The 24,446-nt window shown below is 38.9% G+C and carries 26 protein-coding genes, 2 pseudogenes and 1 riboswitch; of the genes and pseudogenes, 10 read left to right on the top strand and 18 right to left on the bottom strand.

Translation table 11 applies throughout. The features are described from left to right. Positions 1–5 precede the first annotated feature (5 nt). A complete protein-coding gene (locus tag DOT_RS18445) occupies positions 6–2,969 on the bottom strand; it encodes a CHAT domain-containing protein (protein WP_009622002.1) in 2,964 nt (987 codons plus the stop codon). Between the two features lie 626 nt (positions 2,970–3,595). On the opposite strand from DOT_RS18445, the gene DOT_RS18440 reads away from it, so the two are divergent. Both DOT_RS18440 and DOT_RS18435 read left to right on the top strand, forming a co-directional pair. Continuing rightward, on the top strand, positions 3,596–5,929 hold the full coding sequence (locus DOT_RS18440; RefSeq protein ID WP_009621998.1) for an S-layer homology domain-containing protein: 2,334 nt from the start codon (positions 3,596–3,598) through the stop codon (positions 5,927–5,929). A 547-nt stretch (positions 5,930–6,476) separates the two neighbouring features. Continuing rightward, the gene (locus tag DOT_RS18435) at positions 6,477–7,580 is read left to right on the top strand and encodes a hypothetical protein (RefSeq protein WP_009621996.1); all 1,104 of its coding nucleotides are present in this window, start codon (positions 6,477–6,479) and stop codon (positions 7,578–7,580) included. Between the two features lie 184 nt (positions 7,581–7,764). Here DOT_RS18435 and DOT_RS18430 read toward each other — a convergent pair whose 3' ends face one another. Both DOT_RS18430 and DOT_RS18425 read right to left on the bottom strand, forming a co-directional pair. Then, a complete protein-coding gene (locus DOT_RS18430; protein ID WP_009621994.1) occupies positions 7,765–8,007 on the bottom strand; it encodes a hypothetical protein in 243 nt (80 codons plus the stop codon). Beyond that, positions 8,004–8,306 carry a UPF0175 family protein gene (locus DOT_RS18425; RefSeq protein ID WP_009621992.1) on the bottom strand — a complete coding sequence of 101 codons (303 nt, stop codon included), beginning with the start codon at positions 8,304–8,306 and terminating at the stop codon, positions 8,004–8,006. Before DOT_RS18425 ends, DOT_RS18430 begins: the two co-directional genes overlap by 4 nt. A 292-nt stretch (positions 8,307–8,598) precedes the next feature. Here DOT_RS18425 and DOT_RS18420 point away from each other — a divergent pair, with 292 nt between their 5' ends. The 6 genes from DOT_RS18420 to DOT_RS30650 all read left to right on the top strand — a co-directional run bounded on the left by DOT_RS18420 (position 8,599) and on the right by DOT_RS30650 (position 10,864). Beyond that, on the top strand, positions 8,599–8,907 hold the full coding sequence (locus DOT_RS18420; RefSeq protein ID WP_009621989.1) for an AbrB/MazE/SpoVT family DNA-binding domain-containing protein: 309 nt from the start codon (positions 8,599–8,601) through the stop codon (positions 8,905–8,907). Beyond that, positions 8,876–9,133 carry a hypothetical protein gene (locus DOT_RS18415; protein ID WP_009621988.1) on the top strand — a complete coding sequence of 86 codons (258 nt, stop codon included), beginning with the start codon at positions 8,876–8,878 and terminating at the stop codon, positions 9,131–9,133. Before DOT_RS18420 ends, DOT_RS18415 begins: the two co-directional genes overlap by 32 nt. An 18-nt stretch (positions 9,134–9,151) precedes the next feature. Beyond that, the gene (locus DOT_RS18410; RefSeq protein ID WP_040412775.1) at positions 9,152–9,382 is read left to right on the top strand and encodes a DUF2922 domain-containing protein; all 231 of its coding nucleotides are present in this window, start codon (positions 9,152–9,154) and stop codon (positions 9,380–9,382) included. A gap of 425 nt (positions 9,383–9,807) precedes the next feature. Further along, a complete protein-coding gene (locus DOT_RS18405; protein ID WP_009621986.1) occupies positions 9,808–10,119 on the top strand; it encodes an AbrB/MazE/SpoVT family DNA-binding domain-containing protein in 312 nt (103 codons plus the stop codon). Continuing rightward, on the top strand, positions 10,109–10,387 hold the full coding sequence (locus tag DOT_RS18400; RefSeq protein WP_009621985.1) for a hypothetical protein: 279 nt from the start codon (positions 10,109–10,111) through the stop codon (positions 10,385–10,387). The genes DOT_RS18405 and DOT_RS18400 overlap by 11 nt, the downstream gene beginning before the upstream one ends. A gap of 192 nt (positions 10,388–10,579) precedes the next feature. Further along, entirely contained in the window at positions 10,580–10,864 is a 285-nt protein-coding gene (locus tag DOT_RS30650; protein WP_040412773.1) for a hypothetical protein, read from the top strand. Positions 10,865–11,128: 264 nt separating this feature from the next. Here the strand turns inward: DOT_RS30650 and DOT_RS18390 are convergent, their stop codons facing one another. The 4 genes from DOT_RS18390 to DOT_RS18375 form a co-directional block, all read right to left on the bottom strand. Beyond that, entirely contained in the window at positions 11,129–11,437 is a 309-nt protein-coding gene (locus DOT_RS18390; protein WP_009621981.1) for a hypothetical protein, read from the bottom strand. Positions 11,438–11,660: 223 nt separating this feature from the next. Further along, a complete protein-coding gene (locus DOT_RS18385; RefSeq protein WP_009621979.1) occupies positions 11,661–12,368 on the bottom strand; it encodes a CpsD/CapB family tyrosine-protein kinase in 708 nt (235 codons plus the stop codon). Positions 12,369–12,390: 22 nt separating this feature from the next. Next, positions 12,391–13,095 carry a Wzz/FepE/Etk N-terminal domain-containing protein gene (locus DOT_RS18380; RefSeq protein ID WP_009621977.1) on the bottom strand — a complete coding sequence of 235 codons (705 nt, stop codon included), beginning with the start codon at positions 13,093–13,095 and terminating at the stop codon, positions 12,391–12,393. A gap of 17 nt (positions 13,096–13,112) precedes the next feature. Further along, positions 13,113–13,295 carry a hypothetical protein gene (locus tag DOT_RS18375; RefSeq protein WP_009621976.1) on the bottom strand — a complete coding sequence of 61 codons (183 nt, stop codon included), beginning with the start codon at positions 13,293–13,295 and terminating at the stop codon, positions 13,113–13,115. A gap of 425 nt (positions 13,296–13,720) precedes the next feature. Beyond that, positions 13,721–13,808: riboswitch (cyclic di-GMP riboswitch) on the top strand. Between the two features lie 26 nt (positions 13,809–13,834). Between DOT_RS18375 and DOT_RS29870 the strand changes: the two genes are divergently transcribed. Further along, complete coding sequence (locus DOT_RS29870) at positions 13,835–13,972, top strand: anti-repressor SinI family protein (protein WP_139024247.1); 138 nt, start codon at positions 13,835–13,837, stop codon at positions 13,970–13,972. A 110-nt stretch (positions 13,973–14,082) separates the two neighbouring features. Beyond that, a complete protein-coding gene (sinI, locus tag DOT_RS18370; protein ID WP_009621974.1) occupies positions 14,083–14,409 on the top strand; it encodes a DNA-binding anti-repressor SinI in 327 nt (108 codons plus the stop codon). 128 nt (positions 14,410–14,537) lie between these two features. Here the strand turns inward: sinI and DOT_RS30645 are convergent, their stop codons facing one another. From DOT_RS30645 to DOT_RS18330, 11 genes and pseudogenes are all read right to left on the bottom strand, one after another. After that, complete coding sequence (locus DOT_RS30645) at positions 14,538–14,696, bottom strand: hypothetical protein (protein WP_157998490.1); 159 nt, start codon at positions 14,694–14,696, stop codon at positions 14,538–14,540. A 613-nt stretch (positions 14,697–15,309) separates the two neighbouring features. After that, positions 15,310–15,906: pseudogene (cysC, locus tag DOT_RS32775) on the bottom strand (adenylyl-sulfate kinase); the annotation flags it as partial. Between the two features lie 9 nt (positions 15,907–15,915). Further along, positions 15,916–17,121, bottom strand: a pseudogene (locus DOT_RS32770) (GTP-binding protein); the annotation flags it as partial. A 38-nt stretch (positions 17,122–17,159) separates the two neighbouring features. After that, complete coding sequence (cysQ, locus tag DOT_RS18360; protein WP_040412771.1) at positions 17,160–17,954, bottom strand: 3'(2'),5'-bisphosphate nucleotidase CysQ; 795 nt, start codon at positions 17,952–17,954, stop codon at positions 17,160–17,162. Between the two features lie 108 nt (positions 17,955–18,062). Beyond that, positions 18,063–19,418, bottom strand: coding sequence for a flippase (locus tag DOT_RS18355; protein WP_157998489.1), 1,356 nt, complete (start codon positions 19,416–19,418; stop codon positions 18,063–18,065). 240 nt (positions 19,419–19,658) lie between these two features. Beyond that, complete coding sequence (locus DOT_RS31970; RefSeq protein WP_009621967.1) at positions 19,659–20,246, bottom strand: acyltransferase; 588 nt, start codon at positions 20,244–20,246, stop codon at positions 19,659–19,661. Between the two features lie 191 nt (positions 20,247–20,437). Further along, on the bottom strand, positions 20,438–20,626 hold the full coding sequence (locus DOT_RS32765; protein ID WP_348982160.1) for a transposase: 189 nt from the start codon (positions 20,624–20,626) through the stop codon (positions 20,438–20,440). An 82-nt stretch (positions 20,627–20,708) separates the two neighbouring features. After that, positions 20,709–20,813 carry a transposase gene (locus tag DOT_RS32760; RefSeq protein ID WP_348982158.1) on the bottom strand — a complete coding sequence of 35 codons (105 nt, stop codon included), beginning with the start codon at positions 20,811–20,813 and terminating at the stop codon, positions 20,709–20,711. An 89-nt stretch (positions 20,814–20,902) separates the two neighbouring features. Then, the gene (locus DOT_RS18340) at positions 20,903–21,790 is read right to left on the bottom strand and encodes a sulfotransferase (protein ID WP_009621962.1); all 888 of its coding nucleotides are present in this window, start codon (positions 21,788–21,790) and stop codon (positions 20,903–20,905) included. 169 nt (positions 21,791–21,959) lie between these two features. Continuing rightward, complete coding sequence (locus tag DOT_RS18335) at positions 21,960–23,006, bottom strand: GDP-mannose 4,6-dehydratase (protein WP_009621961.1); 1,047 nt, start codon at positions 23,004–23,006, stop codon at positions 21,960–21,962. A gap of 36 nt (positions 23,007–23,042) precedes the next feature. Further along, complete coding sequence (locus DOT_RS18330) at positions 23,043–24,434, bottom strand: UDP-glucose/GDP-mannose dehydrogenase family protein (RefSeq protein ID WP_009621959.1); 1,392 nt, start codon at positions 24,432–24,434, stop codon at positions 23,043–23,045. Positions 24,435–24,446 lie beyond the last annotated feature (12 nt).

Here is a 24,446-nt window from a genome sequence, read left to right as displayed (position 1 = left end):
TAAACTCAATAGCCGAAGCCTATCAACTGAAAAGCTGCCCAGTGGATAAAATGAGACCACAGGGGAGACTCTGACCCGGATGCCAGTTGATGCTGAGCATTGGCCCAGGCTTTCCACTTCGGTTGATGGTCGATAAGCCAATTATGGTAAAATAGTTCAAAAAATCTTGTTGAAGAAAATAGATCAGCATCCCAAAGGGGCGCCGCTACACTATTGGCTCCAGCAGAAATTACGGCACGGCAAAAACCCCAAAATTCATTACCGTGATCTGCTAATCTTTTACCCAATGAACAGGCTTGCAGGGAAACGTGAGACGCAGAAGTACCATTGAGCATTATCATAGTGCCCGTCGTTTTCGGAGATGTCTTTTTGTCCGGCAATCCAGAGGGCTCAGCCAGCAGTAAGCCCGAGTCCATTGCCTGCCGGCCTTCAAGGAAGCAGCCATGGGCAAGGACATGGTATAGACTTACTTGATTAAGGTCTTCCATAACCTTGTCTCTCGTTACCTGTATCCCGAAAGCATCTCTGATAGTTACTTCTGTACCTTGCAGCAAAGTTAAAAAAGTTTGGTGGGCCTTCATATACGATTTTTCACTTTCGTCTGCAGAATATACTGTTGCCAAACCATAATGATTATATTGCAGCCGGCGATTGTTAAAATGTCTTTGATTTAAGATTTCTAAGAGATGAGTACTTGGTGTGTAAACAAGGCCCGGCACCCTGCCCTTTTCCCAAAACAAAGGAAGCAGAAGAACATGAATGGGAAGAGAATGCCATGTACCATGAGGAGAAATATAAATAAGATCCACATCATCGAGATGTCGAATAAGAGGCTTTAGTATGTCGGCCAGAGCTAAAAACGGAGCAAAAAAGAGTTTATGCTTTTCTGGCTCGTTATAGATTATCTGCTTGGAATAGGTATATTCATTTCCGTTGATTCCAGTATGTAAGCTTTCAGATATTTTTCTCAAATCGCTGCTGCTTATATTTAAGCGAATAATTATCGGGGTTTCAAAGGGGTCTTTAAGGATATAAACGAAGGTTTCTCTATCGGTAGCATAAAACATGACTACTGCCGTTCGATATTTTTGCTGAGAAAAAATTGATTGTATCCGTTTAGAATCTAAGGGCTTCTCGAAAGACTGATCATAATTCTCCAGTACCGATCGGTTGCCGGCATCGACATCCCATTTTAAAAACCATTGATAGTCTGCCATTAAGAGACGATGGTCGATGTTATGCTGGCTAAGTGATTTACGCAGAAACCGGTATTTGCTTTTTAAATAGGTTGAAAGTTCGTGGTCCGCTGCTTGGCTGTGAAAAAATAAGTCTCTTCTGAAAAAGCATCCTTTCTGACGTTCGCCAGTATCTAAGGCCTGCCAAATTAAAGCCTCGTTTTCATAAGAATCATGTTGTACGATAAGAGCATTTTGAAGCTTTCCTGCAATATCAATCGCCGCAATACCTCCGCATTGAGAACCGGGACCAGAAGAAAGGATTACATTTTGAAGCAATAATTGTTGCCTTTCATAAGCTGCTGAAAAATATGCTGCAGCATCTTGAGGATTTTCTAAAATTAATAAGGCATCTCCTATTAAAACACTTAATAAACATGCTTTATCAGGAAACGCAGAGAATATATTAGGGAGTATTTCCGCAGCTTGGTGCAAGTACAGGAAGTACTGTTTTCGCCATGCGAGATCTTTTTGCGAAAGATTTCTTAAGGCTGTAAGGCTATAGATTATTAACGATATCATAAGTTTTGGGTTCTCATTAAGGTCATTGTCACCATTAGTAAGATTTCCAAGTCTTTTTAAAGAATGTTGATAGTTGCCACGTAGATCATCAATACGAGCTAGATCAAGCTGAATAGAACATCGAGCAAAGGCTGCGTTTTTATCCGGTAATTGATCAAACATAGTAAGGGCTTCTGTAAAATAATTCTGGGCGGGCGCAAGAATTTGCTGCTCAATCGTTTCACAGGCATCCTCATCTAATTCTTCAAAATCCAGATGGGAAGAGAGGACTATCATGGAAATACCGAAGCTCATTAAAAATTGGGCTTTTTTCCGTAAATCACTGACATAATCAAATAGCAACATGCCATTCTCATAGGCCGCTTTCGATGCATTAATCCTTCCCAGGGCTTCGTTTACAATTCCCAACCAACGGTACCCGACTAAAGCTAATTCATGCTCCTTATGAATACACGCCAGGGAGGTCGCCCATTCCGCAGTCCAATCAGCATAATCATAGAACATTCTCGCAACTAAAAATTTCGTAATCTCTAAACCGATGTTTATTGCTTCTATGATATCTATGGTTTCATCCTGATTAATTAATTGTGCGTAACGAACAAAAGACTGAAAGGCTTCCAGGGGATATTGCTGTTCAATGTATAAAATTACTTCTTCGCGATAACTATCTACCGAGAATGTCTCTAACTTATCCATAAGCTGAACCATAAGCCCTAGATCTGCGGGATTTTTAGCCATCACAGAAGTGCTAAATACTGTTCCTGCATTTTTAATTGTATATTGAAAAAAGTCTGTTTCAGCAACATTTCCAAATTCGGTGATTTTAAAGTCCTGCTGGTTGAATGTTTCTGATTTTTCAATAATCATGTCTTCTAAGACAAGCGCTGCAATTCTCTCAGCGTTATCTTCATTAATTGACGAAGGATATATCTCAAGTTGTGCATTGCCATTTTCCCCTGGTTGAAGATTACAGACATAGAGAGGGATATCGTACCATGATTGATATTTCTGAGAGGCATAATTCATAACAACGTCAAATAATGACGCATAATTTTTTTCGATTCTCGTTCTTTGCAGGTCATTGTTAAGAACGAGAAAACATAATGTACATTTAACATTTAAAAAAGCACCTTTAACTACATAAGCCGCAAGATTGAGTTTGTCTTTCGGGTTATATGGACCTGAGACAACTAAAAAGTGATTTTCATCCAACTTCAACCACCTCCCTAAAGATCATCTCTTGTTAACCTTTTCCCCTTGAGTGTCCGGCATTCAACGAACCTCCCCGCATATCGCTGCCATCGCAGCCTTAGCACCAATTTATCCGGAATTAGAATTGCTAATATTTAGCTATTCGCTGCAATCTGTCGTTATCCTACTTATTATCCATAATCTTCTTTGTCCTAACTATTTATTTTAACTTTTGTCCCCCTAAAAACAAAAAGCCATCATCCTGATGAGATCTTCTCACACCTGTTTCCATGAGAAACTCCATGCCTATCCTAAATTGGACCGCACAAGCAGGCACCTCAGAATAGTCTCTCTTCTTAAATAGTCCTATCCACTATGACCTTCAACTTGGCGGATAGTTATAAGGACCCTGCCAATTGTTAATTAATTGGCATGTCTCTTTAATGCAATATATGCTAATTTTTTCAAGTCTATTGTTTAAATTGGCTTCTCACTCCGTAACCATTTAGTAACCATTATTAAGATTTTCGTAAAAATCCATTGAATTATATAGTGTATTGTATAAATGGGCCCTATGGGAAGGAGGAAAGTTTACATAGCTAATTGAAATTCAAAACTAAAAAAGCTTTGAGCTTGCAGGATAATACTTGAAGAACAGGAATATAAAACATGATAAATTGAAGAAAGTGGAAATATTTCACTTTCTAGCTTTGAACAAGGAGGTAAGCAAAGCCCGAAAGAAAGTAAAACCAGAAAGGATTGATGGAAAATTGTTGTTAAGAAAAATTCGCTATTTAAACATTGTGGTTATCGTTATGCTTCTTTTGCAGTTAATGGTTTATCCGGCCAGTGCCCTAGGCAGTGAAAAATCAAGCATCACAGTTGAACAGGCTGTCCAAGTAGTCAAGAAAAACTTTAAGATCCCAGAGAACTATTCACAACTGTCCACAGGCTATAATGACTATAACAATCGCGCTACCTATTCCCTAAATTGGAGTTCAGTCGATCAACCGAACGGTAACTTCCATGCCGAGGTCGACGCAACGAACGGAGACATTTTAAACATCAATCGATGGGATCAATCGCCTCAGCCTTCTTTTAAACTGCCTGTCTTGACAGCGAGTGATGCTGAAAAAATAGCTACCAATCTGGTCACAAAACTAGCGAATAAATATCAATCAGAAATGCAGCTTGTCAAAGATGACCAGCAAGTTCTGACGTTAAATAACTCTCAACCCTTTACCTATAATTTCCGCTGGATCCGTATCGTCAACAATATTCCGTTTCCTAATAATGGGGTGAATGTCAGTGTCAGCGGCGAGGATGGCCAAATTATAAACTACAGCTATACTTGGACACAAGATCTGGATTTTCCAACAGCGTCCAATGTAATTTCTGCCGAACAGGCACGACAGGTGTTTATTGATACTCCGATGCTTGAATTACAGTATTATTTACCTCCCATCATGAATCCTCAAGCACCGGAACCACAACGCGTACTGCTCGTATACCAGTTGTCCAATAACTCTTTCGGGGGTGCCATTGATGCCCTAAGCGGAAAGCCCGTAACCCCTGATACCCAGATGGCCGCTCGTCAATTTGTTAGTGTGGGTCGTAGTACAACAGTTGTCTCGACAGCTTCCACATCATCTGCAAATTCGACCTCAGCTAAGGTTTCTTCTCCGTCTGGAGAAGCTTCATCCAACCAGGAGAAACCGGACACTTCTCAACAAATCAGCCAAGCTGAAGCAGTCAATATCGTCAAAAAAACGATTGGAATTCCTAAAAACCTTGTACTCCAGAATTCCAGCCTCAATCCGGACTGGCAAAACCCCAATGAACAAGTCTGGAATCTACAGTGGCATAGTGAACCTTTTAAAACGGGAGAACAGCATTACCTTAGCGCTCGCGTCAATGCTAAGACTGGGGATTTCATCGGATTCAATCAGTCCTCTGGAGTAAATCCTGGCAAAGCTAAGCCTATTACCCGTAACGACGCCCAAAAATTAGCCGAAGATTTTCTCAAGCGTGTACAACCTGAGCGCTTCAAGTTGGTCAAAATGAGATCAGATGACTTCTATGGAGGCAAGATGCCTTCCAATATTCAGATGTTTTATTATAGTAGGCTCGTCAACGGTATTCCAGTTTCAAGTAACGGAATGAGTATCACCATAGATACTGTAGCAAAAGAAGTGAACAATTATGATCTGAACTGGTCTAACTCGGAATTCCCCAGTTCCTCAGACGTGCTGCCGCTTGACCAAGTCACAGAACACTTCTTACAATTACGCCCGTTGACTCTAAATTACACCTTAATTTACCTGCCAAATGAACAGCAGGAAATACGCCTGGTCTATCAACCGAATACAGATTATAGTATGTACATTCCTTCAATGCTCGATGCCAAATCTGGCGACCCTATGGATGGGTATGGCAAATCACAGTCCCAGTGGTATAGTTCCCACACCTATACAGATATTCAGGGAAATTATGCCGAAAAGGAAATAGGTATCATTGGCTTGACCGGGGCCTTTGGAGAATACGGAGAGGCCTTCCATCCAGATGAGAAAATCACTGTGGGTATGCTTCTGCGGGCCATGCTGACTGCAGAGGGAAATAATCGGGATCGTGTCTTAAGCGATGAGGATGTTCTAAAGATTGCTAAAGATCGAGGTTGGCTGCATGAGGATTTGAGTCTGGGATCTGAGTTAAGCCGACTAGATCTGTCCAAAATAATAATCCGCTATCTTAACTTGGAACCGTCAGCGAAAGTTAAAAGCATCTATGCTGTTCCCTTTAAAGATGCTAATACGATTCAGCCTGATTCGCTGGGCTATATTGCCCTGACTTGGGGACTGGGCATTTTGAAACTTGACGGGGATACTATGCAGCCAAACCAAACTGTAACTCGGGCTGAAGCTGCCTATGCGCTAGTCCATGCTTATGCAGTCGATCGTCCAGTAAATCCTTACATGAAATAAATAAAAGGACAACCGCGTTGTCTGACTTTTATCCTATTCTTCATGGAAATAGGAAGCGCTGCAAAATAGAAGCTTAGTAATTCATCGAATCTCTTTTCAGCCTGTTCACCGCGCACCAAGCAATAAACTAAATTATCTGTGTGCCATCCCTCTGGTTAAAGGCGAAATCGTGTCCATGAAGAATATATCGAAGGAAACTGTTGTTAAAGAAACTATGGCTTGATTGTCAAGATTAAGACGTTCACTAATACTATGGACGAGATTGCATAAAGCTTGATGCTGAACCCTTCGCTAATCCTGTAATTAATTAGGATATGCAATAAACTATTAGGGGTATTACTCTTATAATTTCTTTGTTTGTCCAATTATTAAGATATTTATTATTGTAAACCTTGCGATTCTGTGATAATAATTCATTATAAAGGAAGGGGAGGCGAGGAAAATTAAGAGGACTAAAAAATCACTAACCTGGGTTGCGTTGGCAATAACTTTACTCCTAGTTTTAACAGGGTGTAGTCCGAATCAGCAGGAGATATTTAAGGCCGGCATGAAAATGCAAAATCTCAACTCTGTACATTCAAAAACAACAATGACCTTTCAATTGAATGGCACAGGTTTTGAACCTGATGCGCAACAACAGATCAACCAGACAGCTATGTTTGTGAATAACGCTAAACTGGAATGTGATGTTAAAACAAAATCCAATACCCAGAAAACCATTAGTAAATCAAAAATGGTTGTCGATTATGCCACCGAGGGGATGACCATGAATATTCCTCTTTGGGTCGAATCCGATTTAACAGGGAGTGCTCCAAAAATCACGGAGATTATCAAACTTCCACCCATGGCAACCGCAGTTCTACCCCCACAGTTTGCAAGTAAGGAATATATGGTACTAAGTCCCACTGATATGAGTGGCCCGGCAACTGGGAGTATCGACATGACCAAGCTCATGAATTTCAACAAAGACTTTCATGATACCTTCATTAAATTCCTGAACAGTTATTCTCAACGCTTCAATCCAAGTATTGATGTGACGGACAAAGGCATTCAGCATGTGACAACAAGGGATGGTTCTAGATCGGCACGAATTTATGAGCTAAAACTTAATGACGCTCAATTTAAGGACTTCATCCGCTACACTGTTAATAACTTTGTGCAGGACGAAGAAGCTATGGATTTTGTGAAGGAGTTCATAACCCAAGTTATTGAATTAAATCAAATTCCGGATAACACAAACTCCTTAAATGATTTTAGTCAGGAATTTGATAAGTTCAAGGCTGATAGACCCCAGTTCTTAGTAAAATTTAATAACATTATGGATCAATTGAACAAGACGACCCTGCTAGGCGATAAAGGTATCGATTTGCAATATGCTATTTCTAACGGTTATATTGTCCAAGAAATTGGAACTATTGATTTCAAGTTCAACGTAGCTCAAATTGCTCAACTGATGAACACCCTAAGTGGAAATCAAACTGCCTCGCTTGATGGCGTTGGGACTTTGAACCTACAAATAAACTATAGCACAACCAATTCTGGGATTAACGATCAAATTGAAATCCAGATTCCAAAAGTGAACACGACTAACTCGTTTAATTATCTTGATTTAATGAATTCTAATAACTTATTAGTTCCTGAGAAGAGCTAATAATGAGAACAAGAGCGAACCCGCATTTAATGTGGATTCGCTCTTGTTTGATTTTACGTCCATACCTTTTTTAAGAAGTTTTTTGTTACTTCCTTCTTTTCTTCTCTACCTTCCTTTTCACTCTGCTTCCTCAAGCATGGCCAGTCGAAGAAATGAAACGTCAAATAACCATCCCAATAGAATTTTATAATGAGGCAGCTTGCTCTACCATTGACTGATTTTCCACCTTAAAAACAGAGATTTTCTGATTCAGAACCGCCTTCTCCAATTCAATCGCACTGGTATGCTGGACCAAATTTCCGTGGACAATTTCCTCAAATACGGCTTCTGGGATAAGAACATCATCAAATAGAGTCCATAATAGATCTAGCTTTCCAATCGTAGAAAGACCTATGATTGGGCTAGAATTGCAAACAACCCTAATCATTTTACGGCTCCCATTTCATCCAGCAACTTCCTAAGAGACTCATCGTCCTGGGATTGCTGCTCTGCTGTATACTCGCCCCAATGCAACCCTCGGCTTCTCAAAATCTCCATGAAATCCAACAGTGACCGTCCAGAAAGCTGCGCTGCTTGGGCTAACGAGGCGGCCTTGCTTGCAAAAAGACCTATCGCAAGGGACAGTCTGACCCTGTCATCCAACGAAGTCCCGACCCCCAAGCTATTAACAATTGGCACAAAATCGTCTGGAATGTTCACCTGTACCTTTGATTGCTCCACAGCCATCAGCATCACTCCCTTTTGCATTATATTATATACTAAATTTGAAATCATTTATACCCAAACAGGTATAAATTGTAAACTAGCTATCCTTACGGGGTGTCCTATAATGGGTATTATGACAATGGCACCAATAGTCTCTAGCTTACATCAAGTAAAATGTCGAACTTTTGAAGAAAAGAAAGGTTCCATGACACTGCCCGGAACGATGACCAACGGGAGGCCCTCCCTCGTTGATATATTTAACAAAATAGGTTAAGCTGTATATACGACTGAGCTGTGAAAGCTGGTGAAACGAGTGGCCATTGTACAACAAATACAAAAAAGAATGATTGTCAGTCTAGCCCAAATTGCCAAGGACCTTAATCTACATGAGGGAGATTATGTCATAATTGAGGAGAAAGATGGTGGGATCTTTTTAAGACCAGTCGACTGGGTAGATAAAAATCAAAAATACTTTTGGACTAAAGAATGGCAAGAAAAAATGAAGCAGAGCCAAGAAGCCCTAGAAAACGGCGAATATAAAACATTTACCAACATGGAGGAGGCAATTAAAGATCTGGAGGAGCTTTCCCATGCCAATAATAATAAGAACCAAACCATTTGATGCTGACTTTCTCCTGCTGTCGCAAAGGGAGCAAAGACAAGTATTAAAAGCCCTCCGCTACCTTGCCGATAACCCAAGGCATCCATCCTTGCAAACTCACAAGATCGAAGACACTTCTTTTATTGAAGCATATGCAAATATGGATATTCGGATAATTTTTGAACGGACAAGTGATACGATTGTATTGCGTGCCGTAGGACACCATGATGTCCTAAAAAGCCTCTAATTCAAACCTTAAGAATGTATTGTCCCAAACACTCAATGTAACACCTTTGCCACAACGCTGGGCAACACATTTACGCTTACGCTGCCGGCACCGCGGGCAGATCTGACCGCCGCGGAAGCTGAGGCCGCTATGGAACTAATTATAGCAAAAAATATGTTTCTCACCACCGGCGGTGAATTGATCGGTAAACGAGATATCAAAATCACGGATTTAACAACTACCGATTTATATGATCCGCCTCTGTATTAATACCCGCCAGACGGAAATGCATGCCTGCCGATGGCAGTTGTTATTGCGGCCTAAGGGCCGCTCTTGTGGACAAAAACCCGGCCCGCCTCTGACCATGGTAATTCAAATTCGGAATCGATTCCGAATTTGAACCTGAAACCAGGCCATACCTATCATTGACTTCACCTACTCTAAACCCTTTAGTTTTCTATAACTCTTGAGTCTCCCTGTCCGGAACGCTGACCAACGGGAGGCATTCCGGTGAGTATCGTTAAAGTAAGATTTCATTATTAAAAGGCGTCACTGAAACATTACCAAATGGGGTTTTCTGGTGACCTTCCCCATTGGGAATGAGGTATCCAACAGTTTGCGTAATGGATGTATGAACAAATTAATGGTATACTATATTTAACAGATGACCTGAAATACTGAAAGGCGGTAATGACATGCAGGCTCAAGCAAAGAGAAAATCCTTCGGCTTTGTGCGACTAGGAAAACGTTCTGTGGTAACGCTTGGGGCCGAGGTCAAAAGGGAGCTTCGATTGGTCGATGGTGACATTTTTGAGTTGTGTGTTGAAGATGGAAGAATCATCCTGGAACCCAAAAAGCTTATTCCAGCCGACCAACAATGGTTCTGGACTGAGGAATGGCAATCGGGGGAACGTGAAGCTCAAGCCGAAATAGAAGCCGGAAACGTTAAACATTTTGACTCAATGGAAGAGTTCCTTTCTGATTTGGGGAAAGAAGATGAAGATTGATAGTATCTCTCGTTTCAAGCGAGCTTTCAAGAAGTTACCTAAAGATGTTCAAGCTCTTTTTATGGACAAGATCTATCAGTTTCAGGACGATTGGCAACATCCTTCTTTCAGGGTTAAACGTATTCAAGGAACGGATAGTCTTTGGGAAGGCAGCTTGAATATGTCCATACGTTTTACGTTTGAATGGATTGCTGACGATAAAGGTAACGATGTTTGTTTAATGCGAAACATCGGAGACCATGACCATTGTTTGCGTCCTCCATATTAATAAACGAGTTCTTGCAATGGGCGTTCGAAAACGCCCATTGCAAGAGCTTTTAACAACCCCCCTGAATTCATCGACAAATTCCAGGAAGTACCAGTCCTCGTGTGAAGAGGCGACCGGACGGGTTCATTGGCTTAAGTCTTCTTTAACTTTCCGGATTATTTCCAGAGGTAAATTTGTGATTAAGGTATCGATTTGCAATATGCTATTTCTAACGGTTATATTATCCAAGAAATTGGAACTATTGATTTCAAGTTCAACATAGCTCAAATTGCTCAACTGATGAACACCCTAAGTGGAAATCAAACTGCCTCGCTTGATGGCGTTGGGACTTTGAACCTACAAATAAACTTTAGCACAACCAATTCTAAGATTAACGATCAAATTGAAATCCAGATTCCAAAAGTGAACACGACTAACTCGTTTAATTATCTTGATTTAATGAATTCTAATAACTTATTAGTTCCTGAGAAGAGCTAATAATGAGAACAAGAGCGAACCCGCATTTGATGTGGATTCGCTCTTGTTTGATTTTACGTCCATACCTTTTCTAAGAAGTTTTTTGTTACTTCCTCTTTGTTAAGTATGAGCCCCTCGTTCAGACTATTTTATGGTATAATTCGTCGATTCCCTCGAGCACTTCTTCGAATCTTACACGACTTGTTTTATTACATTAACCAACCCCAAAAGAGATTCGACAAATTAAACACCTTGATTGTCTCGGCATTTAGGAACTTATCACACCTATTCTGCATCAAACCCCATTCTCTTAGCCACGTCCTGTATATCCGCGCCCACTAATTCACAAAGGTTAGCGATGTCGTTCATGGGCAAGCCAAAAGGTTCATAGACCTTTATCAATTTAACTAAAGACTCTGCAAAGAAACAACCAATTAAGTTTATTGGAAAATTTGTCAATAGGCTGGTTGAGGTATCTAAAACACAAGCACCTGAACCTAAAAAAGCTACAATTACAGAATTAATAGAATTATGCATCATTAACTCAAGAAATCTTGAAGTTATCAGAGAACTGGAAGGCAGAACAATTTTCATTGGAAAGTTTGCTCAATTATCTTAGCAAACAAATAATGAGGAAGAATTTGGTAACACGATCCCATCGCGTAACATTAAAGAATCCCTGAACGCCTAATGTTTTGGCCTCCAGGGATTCTTTGCAATTTTTATAATAGTATGTACTGCATTGAGTAAAATATCGAATTATCAAAGAAAAGAAAGGGTCCTGTCCTCGGTGCATTGCACTCTATGGTCGCGACCTTTAGCCCGCTTTATGACGACGATGTCTCTTCTTCGGGTGTTTCGATTCGTTGTATTCATAGTAATAATATTCGCTGGGTTTCATGTCCACTTTATTGAGAACAGCCCCCAGAAACTTGGCGTCTACTTTATCCAGCAGTTCTTTGGCGTGTTGGACATAATTTTTGTTCTCTTCACCTAAATCCATGACCAAGACGACCCAGTCAACTTCTTGAGCAAGAATACTACCATCCGTAACCGCAATAATCGGAGGGGTATCGAAGAGGACCATGTCATATAGTTCGCTCACTTCTTTGACCAACTGCTTCATTCGTACAGTACCAATGAGTTCAGCCGGATTCAAGGGCACCGGACCTGCCGTAAGAACCATCACACCGGGCACTGATGTCTCCTGGATATATTGGCTGATGTCTTGATCCTGAGTCAGAGCAACCGACAACCCCTTCCCATTATCCAACCCAAATAGTTTGTCCTGAGTAGGATTCCGCAGATCGGCATCGACCACAAGCACTGATTTTCCATCTTGAGCCATACTCACCGCGAGGTTAGCAACTGTGAATGATTTCCCTTCCCGACGTCCCGCGCTGGTGATCATTATTTTGTTGTTCTCTGAATTCACACTTCTAAACTGGATATTCGTCCGCAACGTCCGATAGGCCTCTGAGATTGGAGATTTGCTTTCTTCTAAGGTAATTAATGAATATGCCACTTGAAATCTTCTCCTCTCACCCTTATTTGCCGATTTGATAGTTCGGAATGATACCAAGTACCGGTATCCCTAAAAGCTGCTCCACATCAACTGATTTCTCACTTGAGGTCTTTACGGTGTTTTTCAAATATTCCAGGACAAATACCAGACCAACCGCGGCCATTAGTCCCACAACAAAGGCAATCAAGACATTCAGCTTTTTATTCGGCTTCACGGGATTAATCGGAGTCATCGCTTTATCTACGATACTGACACTGTCAACTTTCTTAATTTCGATAACTGCTTTAGAAAATTCTTGCGCAACCTCATTAGCAATTGAGGCCGCCAGTTCTGGGGTTGTATTGCTCACCGTAATTTCCAAGATCTCAGTATCCTTCACAGGGTTCACAGAGATTAGTTTGTCCAGCCCTTCGACAGTCAGTGGCAACTCTAAGCCATTGATCACATTCTGTTCAACCGTACGACTCTTGGCAATTGCAGCATAGGTTTTGGTGAGTTGCTGGTTCGCCAAAAGCACATTATAGTCCAACATGTGCTCTAACGGTTGACCAATATCCAAGCTCTTTTTCCCGACGATCAAGGTAGTCGAAGTTTGGAAAACTGGTTGAATACAATAGAAACTAACTATTCCACTCACTAAGGCTGCAATAAGCGGTAACATAGCGATAATCTTCCAGCGCTTTTTAAGCACTTCCCAATATTGCCTTAAGTCAATTTCTTCTTCCATGTCGTCCGCCTCCTCTCTCAGTGCTTTTCGTCAAATCCCTCTATGGCTTGTTCATATTCCTCTAGAGGATCTCTCAGCATATCACTTAACTCGTTCTGAACATCGCCCAGATCTTCCCCACAGTAAGGGCAATCCCAGTTTGTTCCACTGTAGCTGGAATATGAGCGTCCACCACAGCTGAGGCAAGTTCTTCTATTCACATTGTTATCTCCTTTCTCAAAAGTACGCCCTAAATTGAATACAATCCCCTCATTTTATGTTCTTTATAAAGAACTATGTGTTCATAATATATTACACCGTTCATTAAATAGAAATATTTATTTTAGACGTAATATTGTTCATATTCGCTATAATGACCATATATCTTGGCCATCCTTTTTATTACGCAGTTTTATAATTATTATTCAGATATTTAATTCCTCTGAATTTTATATAACGAACGAATTTTTACCCTCCGAATTTTTTTCTGTTCTTAATAATGAATTATATTTGTGGAATTAATCACAACACAGGTCTATTTCTGGGTTTATTTATCATTGTGTCGGTATTTGCGTCGTGTTGGGTGCTCCAGATTCTTGTCATTAACCGTAGGTATAGCTATAATTAATTATGTCTATTATTTCAGTTCTTTTAAGGGCAAACTTACTTAAAGGTGAGGACGCAAAATCACAGGTCTAAGGTTCCTTCAGAACTATGACGGCTGGATTGAACAAAGGCTGACCTTTTGGAGGGATTTGAAATGGATTCAAGTGACCCCAAACAAGAGCAGGCCCTAGATCCAGAATGGATTGAGTTGATTTCTCTCGCTAAAATGATGGGTTTTACAATTGAGGAACTCCGTATATTTATAACAAGTAAAAACTTGCAGAATAACTAAGAAAGAACGACAATTTAGGTCGTTCTTTCTTAGTTATAATCTTTTGCACATAAATCAAAATAATGATATAGTTTGTATAAATGTCTCATTAGATTGGTGGCGTGATTGAAATGATAGGTAAACGAATCCAGGAACTACGAATACAAAAGGGTTGGTCTATTTCCGAACTTGCCGTTCGCGCACGTATCGCCAAGTCTTATCTTAGTACTATAGAGAGGGATATTCAGTCGAATCCTTCAGTTAATGTTTTAGAAAAATTATCTTATGTTCTAGAAGTATCAATTAATGAATTACTTGAAACTCAAGCCCCCCCCCCTCCATCACTTGACTCAGATTGGTTAAAGCTGGTCGAAGAAGCGATGAATTCGGGTGTAAGTAAAGAGCAGTTTAGAGAGTTCCTTGAGTTTAATAAATGGCGAAATACTAAGCAAATCTGAGACTTAAAGTTATTCAAACTCTTTGCTTCTCACGCCCGGTTCCATGAGAAGCTCCATGCCTATTCCAAATTGGACTGCGCAGTTCAATTTGGAATAGGCATTTTTAGATGAGGTTTATCCATCAACATTTATTCATCCTTTTCCTCGGACAGGTCTAAAGTTTCACATGACTTCAGCAGAATAAGCTCACTGTCTTGGCCTTGTATGTACATTTCTTCTGTCTGACGCTGTATCTGCTGGATTTCTTCAATAATATCCGTCATTTTGTTAAATAAGATACTATACATTTGCGCATGAGACGCTATATAGCGTATTGGCTTTACTCCTGTTTAATGCCACTGGTTCAAAAGCCGTATTATCATATTTTGGCAACCGTGTATGCTGCATCAGACGAAGTCCATCATGTGTTTGCACGAGGTCGCGGACCAGATACGTGATGTAATTCTGGATTCGCAGCAGCTGTAGTTATGATATTTACTCGGAGGAACGCCTCCCGCTGGTCGCTGTTCCGCGAAGGGGCCAGGAACCTTAGTTATCTTGGAAAATTCGACATAATATACGACCACAGTCTCTACTACCCGTTTAAATTGACTATCAAACTCTTACGAACAACTAGGTTCAGAGAACTTGATTTCTTTCTTTGGTAAATGGATTGACTGCTTTATAACAACCTCTATTTTTAGCTGTAAAATGTTGATCACTCTCCCCGTTTCATTCTAAATATTCTTGGGCGCTTATTCGCTTAAGTTGCACTTTATATTGTGATCACCTCATGCCTATCCTGATCACGACAGTTGGTTAGTTAAACCCTACTTGGCAGGATCACACACGCTATGCGTTTTGCTTGGCGAACGGTACAATCCCATGGTAAGGATGTTCGAACTGGAGACCTTCACTGGAGTATCTCAGAATTTGTTTGATGACAATATCTGTTGCAATCTCGATAGAAAACTTACTCGTGTCAATCTCAATATCAGGATTTTCAGGTACTTCATAAGGACTTGAAATCCCTGTGAAATTAGGTATCTCACCTGCTCTCGCTTTTTTGTAGAGTCCTTTTACATCTCTTTTTTCACATTCTTCAAGAGGTGTACTGACATATATTTCAACAAAACATTCACCAATTATCCTCTTTGCATTTTCTCTATCATCCTTATAAGGCGAGATAAATGACGTAATAGTAATAATTCCTGCATCATTCATTAGTTTAGAGACTTCTGCAATCCTTCTGATATTTTCAATTCTATCGGCCTCTTTAAAGCCTAAGTTTTTATTTAATCCATGCCTAATGTTGTCGCCATCAAGCAACATAGTATGCTTGCCCATCGTAACAAGTCTCTTCTCAACTTCATTAGCAAGGGTAGACTTGCCTGAACCCGAAAGGCCAGTGAACCAAAGAGTAAGCGGTTTTTGGCCCTTTTGTTCTGCACGGATTTCTCGAGTGATATCAGTATTCTGCCACACAACATTCGTTGATCTTCTCAACGAATGTTCGATAACCCCCAATGCCGAGGTTTTATTAGTAATCTTGTCGATTAAACTAAGAGTCCCTAACGCTTTGTTATTCTCAAATTTATCAAATACAATATTTTCGGATAGAGCTATATCACAGACTCCCAACTCATTACTCAACAGACTGTTGACACTAATCCTATTACCAGTATTTATGTCAATTTTATGTTTAAGTGCCATTACCGTTGCTGTCACAACTTTGGCCCCTACCCTAATGTGGTAGCTTTTTCCCGCGACAAGCTCTGTGTCATCCAGCCAAAGGATTGTAGCTGTAAACATATCGGCAATTTGAAGATTAGCATCTTTCACTAAGACACATCCTCTTGTTACATCCACATCTTTGTCAAGACAAATCGTAACTGCTTGCCCCATAACTGCCTGATCTTTTTTACTATCCGTATAAATACCTTTTATGTTGGTCTTTTGATTGCTCGGAAGTGTAAGAACCTCATCACCAACAGAAATGGTCCCAGATTCTATCTGTCCCTGAAGTTCTCTGAAGGAATCATTAAATTTCAGTTTTGCCACCTTTTGAACTAACATGATAAAACTATCACTGTTAGGGTTTGAATTAGCGTCGATCTCTTCAAGATAAGGAAGTAGGGGCAATCCCTCATACCAGGGCATATGATTAGATGGCTTAATAATATTATCTCCCTGGGTTGCCGAAACTGGAATAACCACTATACTTTTTAAATTACAATTAGCTGTAGAATTTAAGAAATCTTGTTTGATTTCTCCAAATCTCTTAAAATCATAATAAATCAAATCCATCTTGTTCACAACGAGAACAACGTGTTGAATCCCCATCAAGGTGCAAATTCTGAGATGCCTTTTAGTTTGCTCAGAGACGCCTTGGACCCCATCCACGACAATAACAGCCAAATCAGCAAAAAAAGCTCCCAACGCTATCTCACTCATGGATTGCTCACGACCGAGCTTATCGGCAACAATAAAAGACCTAGAAGCGGTTGCATAATAACGGCTAGTTACATTCTTAACAATCTCTTGCTCAGTTAGCAAATCGTTAGAGGCAATAGAATCATTAATTTCTTCACCATGAATGCCAGTTTTGCTATCTAGTTCTCCGGCTTTAGCATTAGAAGTTATTAACTTTTCCTTACCTAACATACTTTCGATCAGTATCGATTTACCGCCATCAACCGATCCGCAGGTAAATAATTTAAGTATAGTTGTCATTATGAAATACCCTCTTTTTCTTACCTTCTGACAGTTTCTCAAACCCAAATATTTTCTATCCTATTAACTACATAAAACCCTTTTTCATTCAAAGTGTTTTCACGATTATAAAGCATCTCCGAACCATCCATTTGCCTGAAAATTCCCCCAGCTTCTTCAGCGATGCACTGCATGGCAGCGGTATCCCATTCAGAAGTTAAACCAAATCGATAATAAACATCAGCTTTACCTGATGCCACTAGGCATCCCTTTAATGAGCTTCCAGCTAATAATGTGTCTTTAATCTTACTCTTATTCTCCTTAATTAACCTCGCTTCCTTCTCGGAGGAATGAGACTTACTTCCTACCATAATAAGATTTTCTACCATATCTGTAACTCTAATTCTAAGTTTTTCAGATGCATACCCGCTTGTAACTTTTTCAACGTATGAGCCATCACCTTTACTTGCATAGTATAGTTGGCCAGTAACTGGTACGTAGATGACTCCCATTACAGCCTTATGCTTATAAGTCAATGCAATATTGACGGTAAACTGACCATTTCTATTAATAAATTCCTTTGTCCCATCCAGAGGGTCAACGATAAAACAATAATCATTTCCTAACCGACATTTATCGTCTCTTGATTCTTCTGATAGTATTGCATAATCTGGGAAACTTTCTTTAAGCCCATTGACAATAATTTCATTAGCTTTACTATCAGCTAAGGTAAGCGGTGATCTGTCCTCTTTAATTTCAGAAGTAAAATCTGTATCGTAAATTTTTAAGATTTCTTCTCCGGCTTTCATAGCCAAATCTCTACATCTCGACATTATCTCTTCTAAAAAACTCATTCTATTCATCTCCATATTCTTTATACTAGCTTTACTAAGTAAAACTAATTTTTTCTTAATAAACCATTTCGCTATTTAGGCACATTTGTATATACATCTTTTAAAGTATTAGGAATCTTTGGTGAAGATAGTACCAATATTGCCCAAAGATGTAGGTATAATTTTAATTCTTTTATAAACCCATATTGACAGAATTACATTCCACAATATCATGCTTATTGAAGTTGCAATAGCTGCGCCAGTAATACTCCATTTAGGTATCAATATTAAATTAAGGATTATATTGGTTATTGCGGCTATAGTTACTCCTTTAGCACTATCGACTTCATGTCCCGTCATATTTAGAAGCATACCAACTGAGCCTGCAAAAGCATTACAATATTGCCCAAAACTTAATATGGCTAAAGCTGTAGACCCAGCAACATAGTTTGAACCAAATACTCTATACAAAATTGATGCACCAAACAGTACAAAAACAATAAAAAAAGGAAACGAAAGAATTGCAATAGCCTGGGCACTTCTTGTTACTATGTTTTGCAATTGCTCCATTCTTTTTTTTACATATAGCTCCGAAAAGATTGGAGAAATTACCACGCTAACAACTAATAAAGGGATAGACACAAGCTGTGCTCCGCGCGTTACCACCTGATATATTCCTACTTCAGTTGCTCCTTTCATGATTCCAAGCATAATAATATCTATACGATTATTTATTAACATCATACCTCCCACTATAAAAAGTGGGAGTGCACTTTTAGTCCACTTTAGCGTGTCATATTTCGGCTGAGATGCTTTGAACTGACTAGGAAGATGTCTTACTAACATAAACGTCCCCACAATTAAAGAAACAATTGACGCTATATCTTGAAATACCATAGCCCAACTAGAATTTAAATTAAAACCTAAGAAGTAAAACAGACTAATGAATAGTATAAAAGTGAATGGCTGTACAAAACTTCCAGGAATTTGACTAATTACTGTTTTATTTAATCCGGTAAGCACGGCACTCCGAATAGAATTAAGTGCAAATACCGGTAATAGAATAAGTGCTATTAAAAAAGTATAAAATAAACTCGACTTAGTAACAATTAATCTCCAACAAGCTAGGCCAGAAAAAGCAATCATTACGATCGATATTATAATTACTAATTGATTAGTTCTGCGCAAAAGACCATTCATTAAGCTCCATTCAGAATTAACTCTGTACCCAGCAAAGAGTCTAATAATAAGGTTAGGAAGTCCTAAGGTTGTAGGCACTACAAGAATTGAGATAATCGCCATTACATAAGCATATGTACCATATTCAGCAACCCCAAGTGTTCTAGCCAAAATAATTGCTGTTATAAGTGAAAAACCTATTGAACATGCTTGTAGAAAAAAGTTAGCTATTATTTTGGAACCAATTTTCAGATTAATTTCACATCTTAATTTATTGCCAAGTATTTCTCTTATTATTTTAATCAAATACATTATTACACCTTTTTCCGATTTTAGTTCAAAATACTTATATCTTTACTATATGATTTAGAGATTTCATGGATGGGTTCATTTGTTAATTTATATACGTTTGACGATAGTTTCAATTACTTTTAGGAGGCCTCTCTTGGGCGAAGTATTTAAACTTTGGGGCATTTATGCCTCATAATTTCGAATGTTGAATCCTGAGGAGCACTCTCCGAAGGCAGAGCCAAGCTCAAGCATTCTTTACAGCGTGCCAGTCCGATACTTAATCAATTTTGCAGGCACTCCACCAACAACGGAAAATTGTTCAACATCTTTTGTAACCACTGCATTAGCAGCAACTATAGAACCTGTACCAATTCTTACCCCTTTTGTTATACTAACGTTTGCCCCAATCCATACATTATCTTCAATAACAACTTTTGACGTAACAATACCTTGTCTAACCATATCTATAGATATATTATCAAATTTATGATCCGTATCCCGTATTGATACACCCGTTGCAAGCATAACTGCTTTACCAATTTGTATTTCTTCATTACATCCAATAACCGAATTTTCACTAATATATGACTGGTCGCCTATAGATAAACGTCCTTGTCCTTGAATTATCACATTAGATTTTATAATTGTATTATTGCCCAATGAAATTTTAAGATATCTGTCTGGATCAATATTAAAAATATTAATCCTAAATGGCGCTCTAATTACTACATTCTTACCTACATTTTCAAATATAAAAAAGTATCGTGTCAATATATATCTAGTCGTAAACAAATCCGATATCCTACGATATTTTTGATTAAACCTATAAAAGAATTTATCCATCGTACCCTCCTAATAAACAACGCACCTGCTGAAGTAAGTATATTTAATGTCGCGAGTAAACTCGCTATAAGGCTGAACGCCTTCTTAAAAAGCCCATCTGCTAAAGCAAGCTAAAGGCTTCTAACTGAAACTTAGTCTTTAATTTTAAAATTATCTTCTTTATCATTCAGTTCCTGATTCTCAATATAATTTCAAACTGTCTCTTCAGTCACTGTACCTACAGTTGCACCGAAATAACCTCTTGCCCATAAATATAGACCCCAGTATTTTTTCTTCAATTCTGGAAACTGATCTTGGATCAAATGCGACGATCGCTCCTTCAAATACTGAACAATTTTACTCAGAGCCAATATTGCTGGACAAGATACTAGTAAGCGCACGTGATCTCGGGCTATGATCCCTTGTACGAATTGTTATCCCTCGAGCTTCACATCCCTGCCGTATAAGCTCTCTCAATCTTAGTCAAATCTCCCCTTTTAATATTTTATATCGATACTTGGTTACCCATATAACATGGTACTTTATATCATATATGGCATGACTACTTTTTCTATATATAAACCACAATACTCACCTCTAGTTAATATAGCTAAAAACGAATTTGCTAAATCCCTTCCCGCCAAAAAGGCGGGAGATTTAAACCTTGCACATAGAAATTAAATCTTGTCAAAATCTAACCAATACGATAAATCTCTTTTTATTAAACCTTCTAATTTAAGAATATCTTCTTTATAATAAAGTGATAATTCACAGAAGGTTTCTTTGTTTATATGTTCCCCCGGTATTTCTTTGAAATTATGTTTCTCTATTATTTTTACAATCATAGTCCTTATTTCTGGAAATGGTATTAATTTTTTTAGAATAATCTTTATCCTTGGGAAAAATTCTTTCCGATATATTAAAGACCATAAAAAAGTTGATTTAGGAGCAATTGCTTTATTACTCTTTTGATTATAATTTAACGGAACATTTCTATTAACCCCTAAGAAATCTAGAATTTCTTTTATTAATTCCTTAGGATTTTTTATAAATTCTTCAAATAAAACAACTTTCATATTTTCATGCGAGAAGTATTTTAAATATCTTGAAATTTGTTGATAATAAAGTCCCCTGGTTTTATAACTTAAATGATTTTTTTCAAAATCACCCTGATTTATTCTTTGCTCTTCCGTTGAGATTGCTTCTTCAAAACTTAATCTATCGTACCCCCTTCTCTTACTCATTAAATAATGGGAATATGCTCTAGTCATGGGGTTTCTTAACAAAAAAATTATTTTTATATCAATCCCTAGTAAATCATATATCTTTTTTGGGACATCTTCATAAAACATATATTCTGGATCTATCTCTCCTATAATTTTTTCATTTGTTACTTCGTCAAAATACTCATTTACGTAAAATTCTAGACCTTTATGAAAGTCATTTTTAAAAAATTTTGTTTCCTTTTGCTTAGGTAAATATATATCGTAATGTTGCTGTAAAATATCATGCAATGTAGTTGTTCCAGATTTTTGAGCACCAACACAAATAAAATTTGGTTTCATAAAAACCAACCTTTCTCTGATAATGTTGTTCCCTATAGCCTATTAATAAATGTAATTTATTGGTTTGTTCAAATCTTGGTGCTGAGGGGACAAGGCCTGGATGGATATAATGAAGCTAATGTCCGCTTTCCTAAGAATCCGAACCATCGGGAGCCATACTACCGAGTACTCAATTCACCTTATAATAATCTACATACCAATCCGCAAATTTCTGCAAGCCAACTTCAATGCTCGTGCTCGGTTTAAAATCAAAATCTCTTACAAGAGGCGAACTATCGCTGTAGGTAGCCTTGACATCACCGGGCTGCATGGGAAGGAACTCCTTCTCAACGACAATCTCTCTTCCAACAGCTTTGCTCAAGGCTTTTTCCAAAGCGGAAATGTAATCCATCAATTGCTCAGGCTGATTATTGCCGATATTGTACACGGCATATTGTATGCCATTTAAGATGCTGTCCTCATCGACTTTCTTAGCCGGCGGATTACATAATATCCTAGCTACAGATTCAATGATATCATCAATATAAGTAAAGTCCCTATAGCAATCTCCAAAATTAAAAACCTTGATTGTCTCACCCTTAAATATCTTCTGAGTGAAACTGAAGTAGGCCATATCCGGTCTCCCCATAGGTCCATAAACCGTAAAAAATCTTAAACCTGTCGAAGGAATCCCGAACAATTGACTATAGGTATGGGCAATTAATTCATTGGATTTCTTGGTTGCAGCATAGAGAGAAACAGGGTTATCCACTTTATCCTCTGTAGAAAACGGCACTTTCGTATTTGCGCCATAGACTGAACTGGAGGACGCATAGACTAAATGTTCCACGGGGTTATGACGACAGGCCTCCAAGATATTATAGAACCCGATAATATTACTCTGAATATATGAATCTGGATTCTCAATGGAATAACGGACCCCTGCTTGTGCTGCTAAATTCATCACAATATGGGGCTTATATTCTTCAAAGACCTTTATCACGGTTTCTTTATCCGATATGTCCCCTTTAATGAAGGTATAGCCCTCCTGTCCTTCTAAAGCCTTAAGTCTGCTCTCTTTTAAATTCACATCATAGTAATCGTTCATATTATCAATACCAACGACTTTGCATCTTTGCTCTAACAGCTTCTTAGATAAGAAAAAGCCAATAAATCCTGCGCCACCGGTAATTAAATAGGTTTTACTAGGGTCTAATTCCTTATATCCTTCAATCATTATCAATAAAGTCTCCTTTAATTAAGATGAAATTCATCATTTCCTACCTATAGAATAATACTCAACTCCGTTTTTTCTCATCTTGTTCACATCATAAATATTCCTTCCATCATAAACAAGGGGTGTACGCATCAGTCTCTTATAATCTTCCGGCATTACCGCTTTAATTTCTCCCCATTCGGTAAAAATAAAGCAGACGTTAGCGCCATCAAGTGCTGCTTCAGCGCTCCTTACATAGTTTATACTCCCCTTACCATACTCCCCTTCTATCTCTGAACTCGTCTCAGGAAATCTCTTCCTAAAGTTTTCGCTCCCGACCGGGTCGTATGCATAAATATCTGCCCCTTGAGCTAATAACAAAGGTATATTATCTAACGATGGAGCTTCTCTTAAATCATCGGTTCCGGGCTTAAAGGTTAACCCAAGCACAGCTACTTTTAGACCAGCAAAGGTGATAAGCCTCTGACAAGCCTTCTTATATAAAAGGATTTTTTGATCGTTATTCACGTTAATAGCAGCCTTGACCGTCCTTAGCTCATACCCATGCAGGGTCGCCAGATAATCTAGGGCTTTCGTATCTTTCGGGAAGCAGCTACCGCCATAACCTATACCGGCATTCAAAAACTTACTGCCAATTCTACAGTCAAAGCCCATCCCTCTGGCGACATCTTCAATATCCGCGCCGACCAATTCGCAAAGGTTCGCAATATCATTCATATAGGATATCTTTAAAGCAAGAAAATCATTCGCAGCGTATTTAATCATCTCAGCAGACCGTCTTGAAACGGATACAATCGGCAAACCAAACGGCTCATAGACTGCCATCAGAGTATCCTCGGCTTCTATACTATTCGTGCCAATAATAATTCTTGCCGCTTCTAATGTATCCCGCACCGCTGTGCCTTGAGCTAAAAACTCAGGATTCGATGCGACTTCTACTTTTATATCATTCACTAAAAAATCCTTAATAAACTGCTCTACCTTGTCATTAGTACCCACAGGAACTGTGGACTTTACCACAACAAGGCAGTCCTTTTCTACGGTTTCTGCGATTTGTCTTGCTACTGTTGCTATATAGGACAAGTTGGCAGACCCATCCGGTTGCTCCGGGGTTCCTACGCCGATGAAAATGGCATCAGCATTTTTGTAAGCGTATTTATAATCCGTTGTATAGTTTAATCTCTCTTCATTAAGAGACATCAATTCTTCTAAATCTTGTTCGTAAATTGGAGAAAGACCTTGTTGCATCATTGTTATTTTTTTCTCGTTAATATCGACACAAGTTACATAGTGTCCTCTGTGGGCCATGCATACTCCGGAAACCAAGCCAACATAGCCTGTCCCTGCTACGGCGATGTTGAGAGGTCGAGAAGTACTTAATGGCGTTTGGGATTGTGGAGATAGAGTTTTAAATGTTATATTGTGCATAATTGTTCTCCT

Source organism: Desulfosporosinus sp. OT, assembly GCF_000224515.1.
Taxonomy (GTDB): domain Bacteria; phylum Bacillota; class Desulfitobacteriia; order Desulfitobacteriales; family Desulfitobacteriaceae; genus Desulfosporosinus.
Note: the sequence above shows the minus strand (reverse complement) of the source record. Positions and strands in the feature narration are given on the sequence as shown.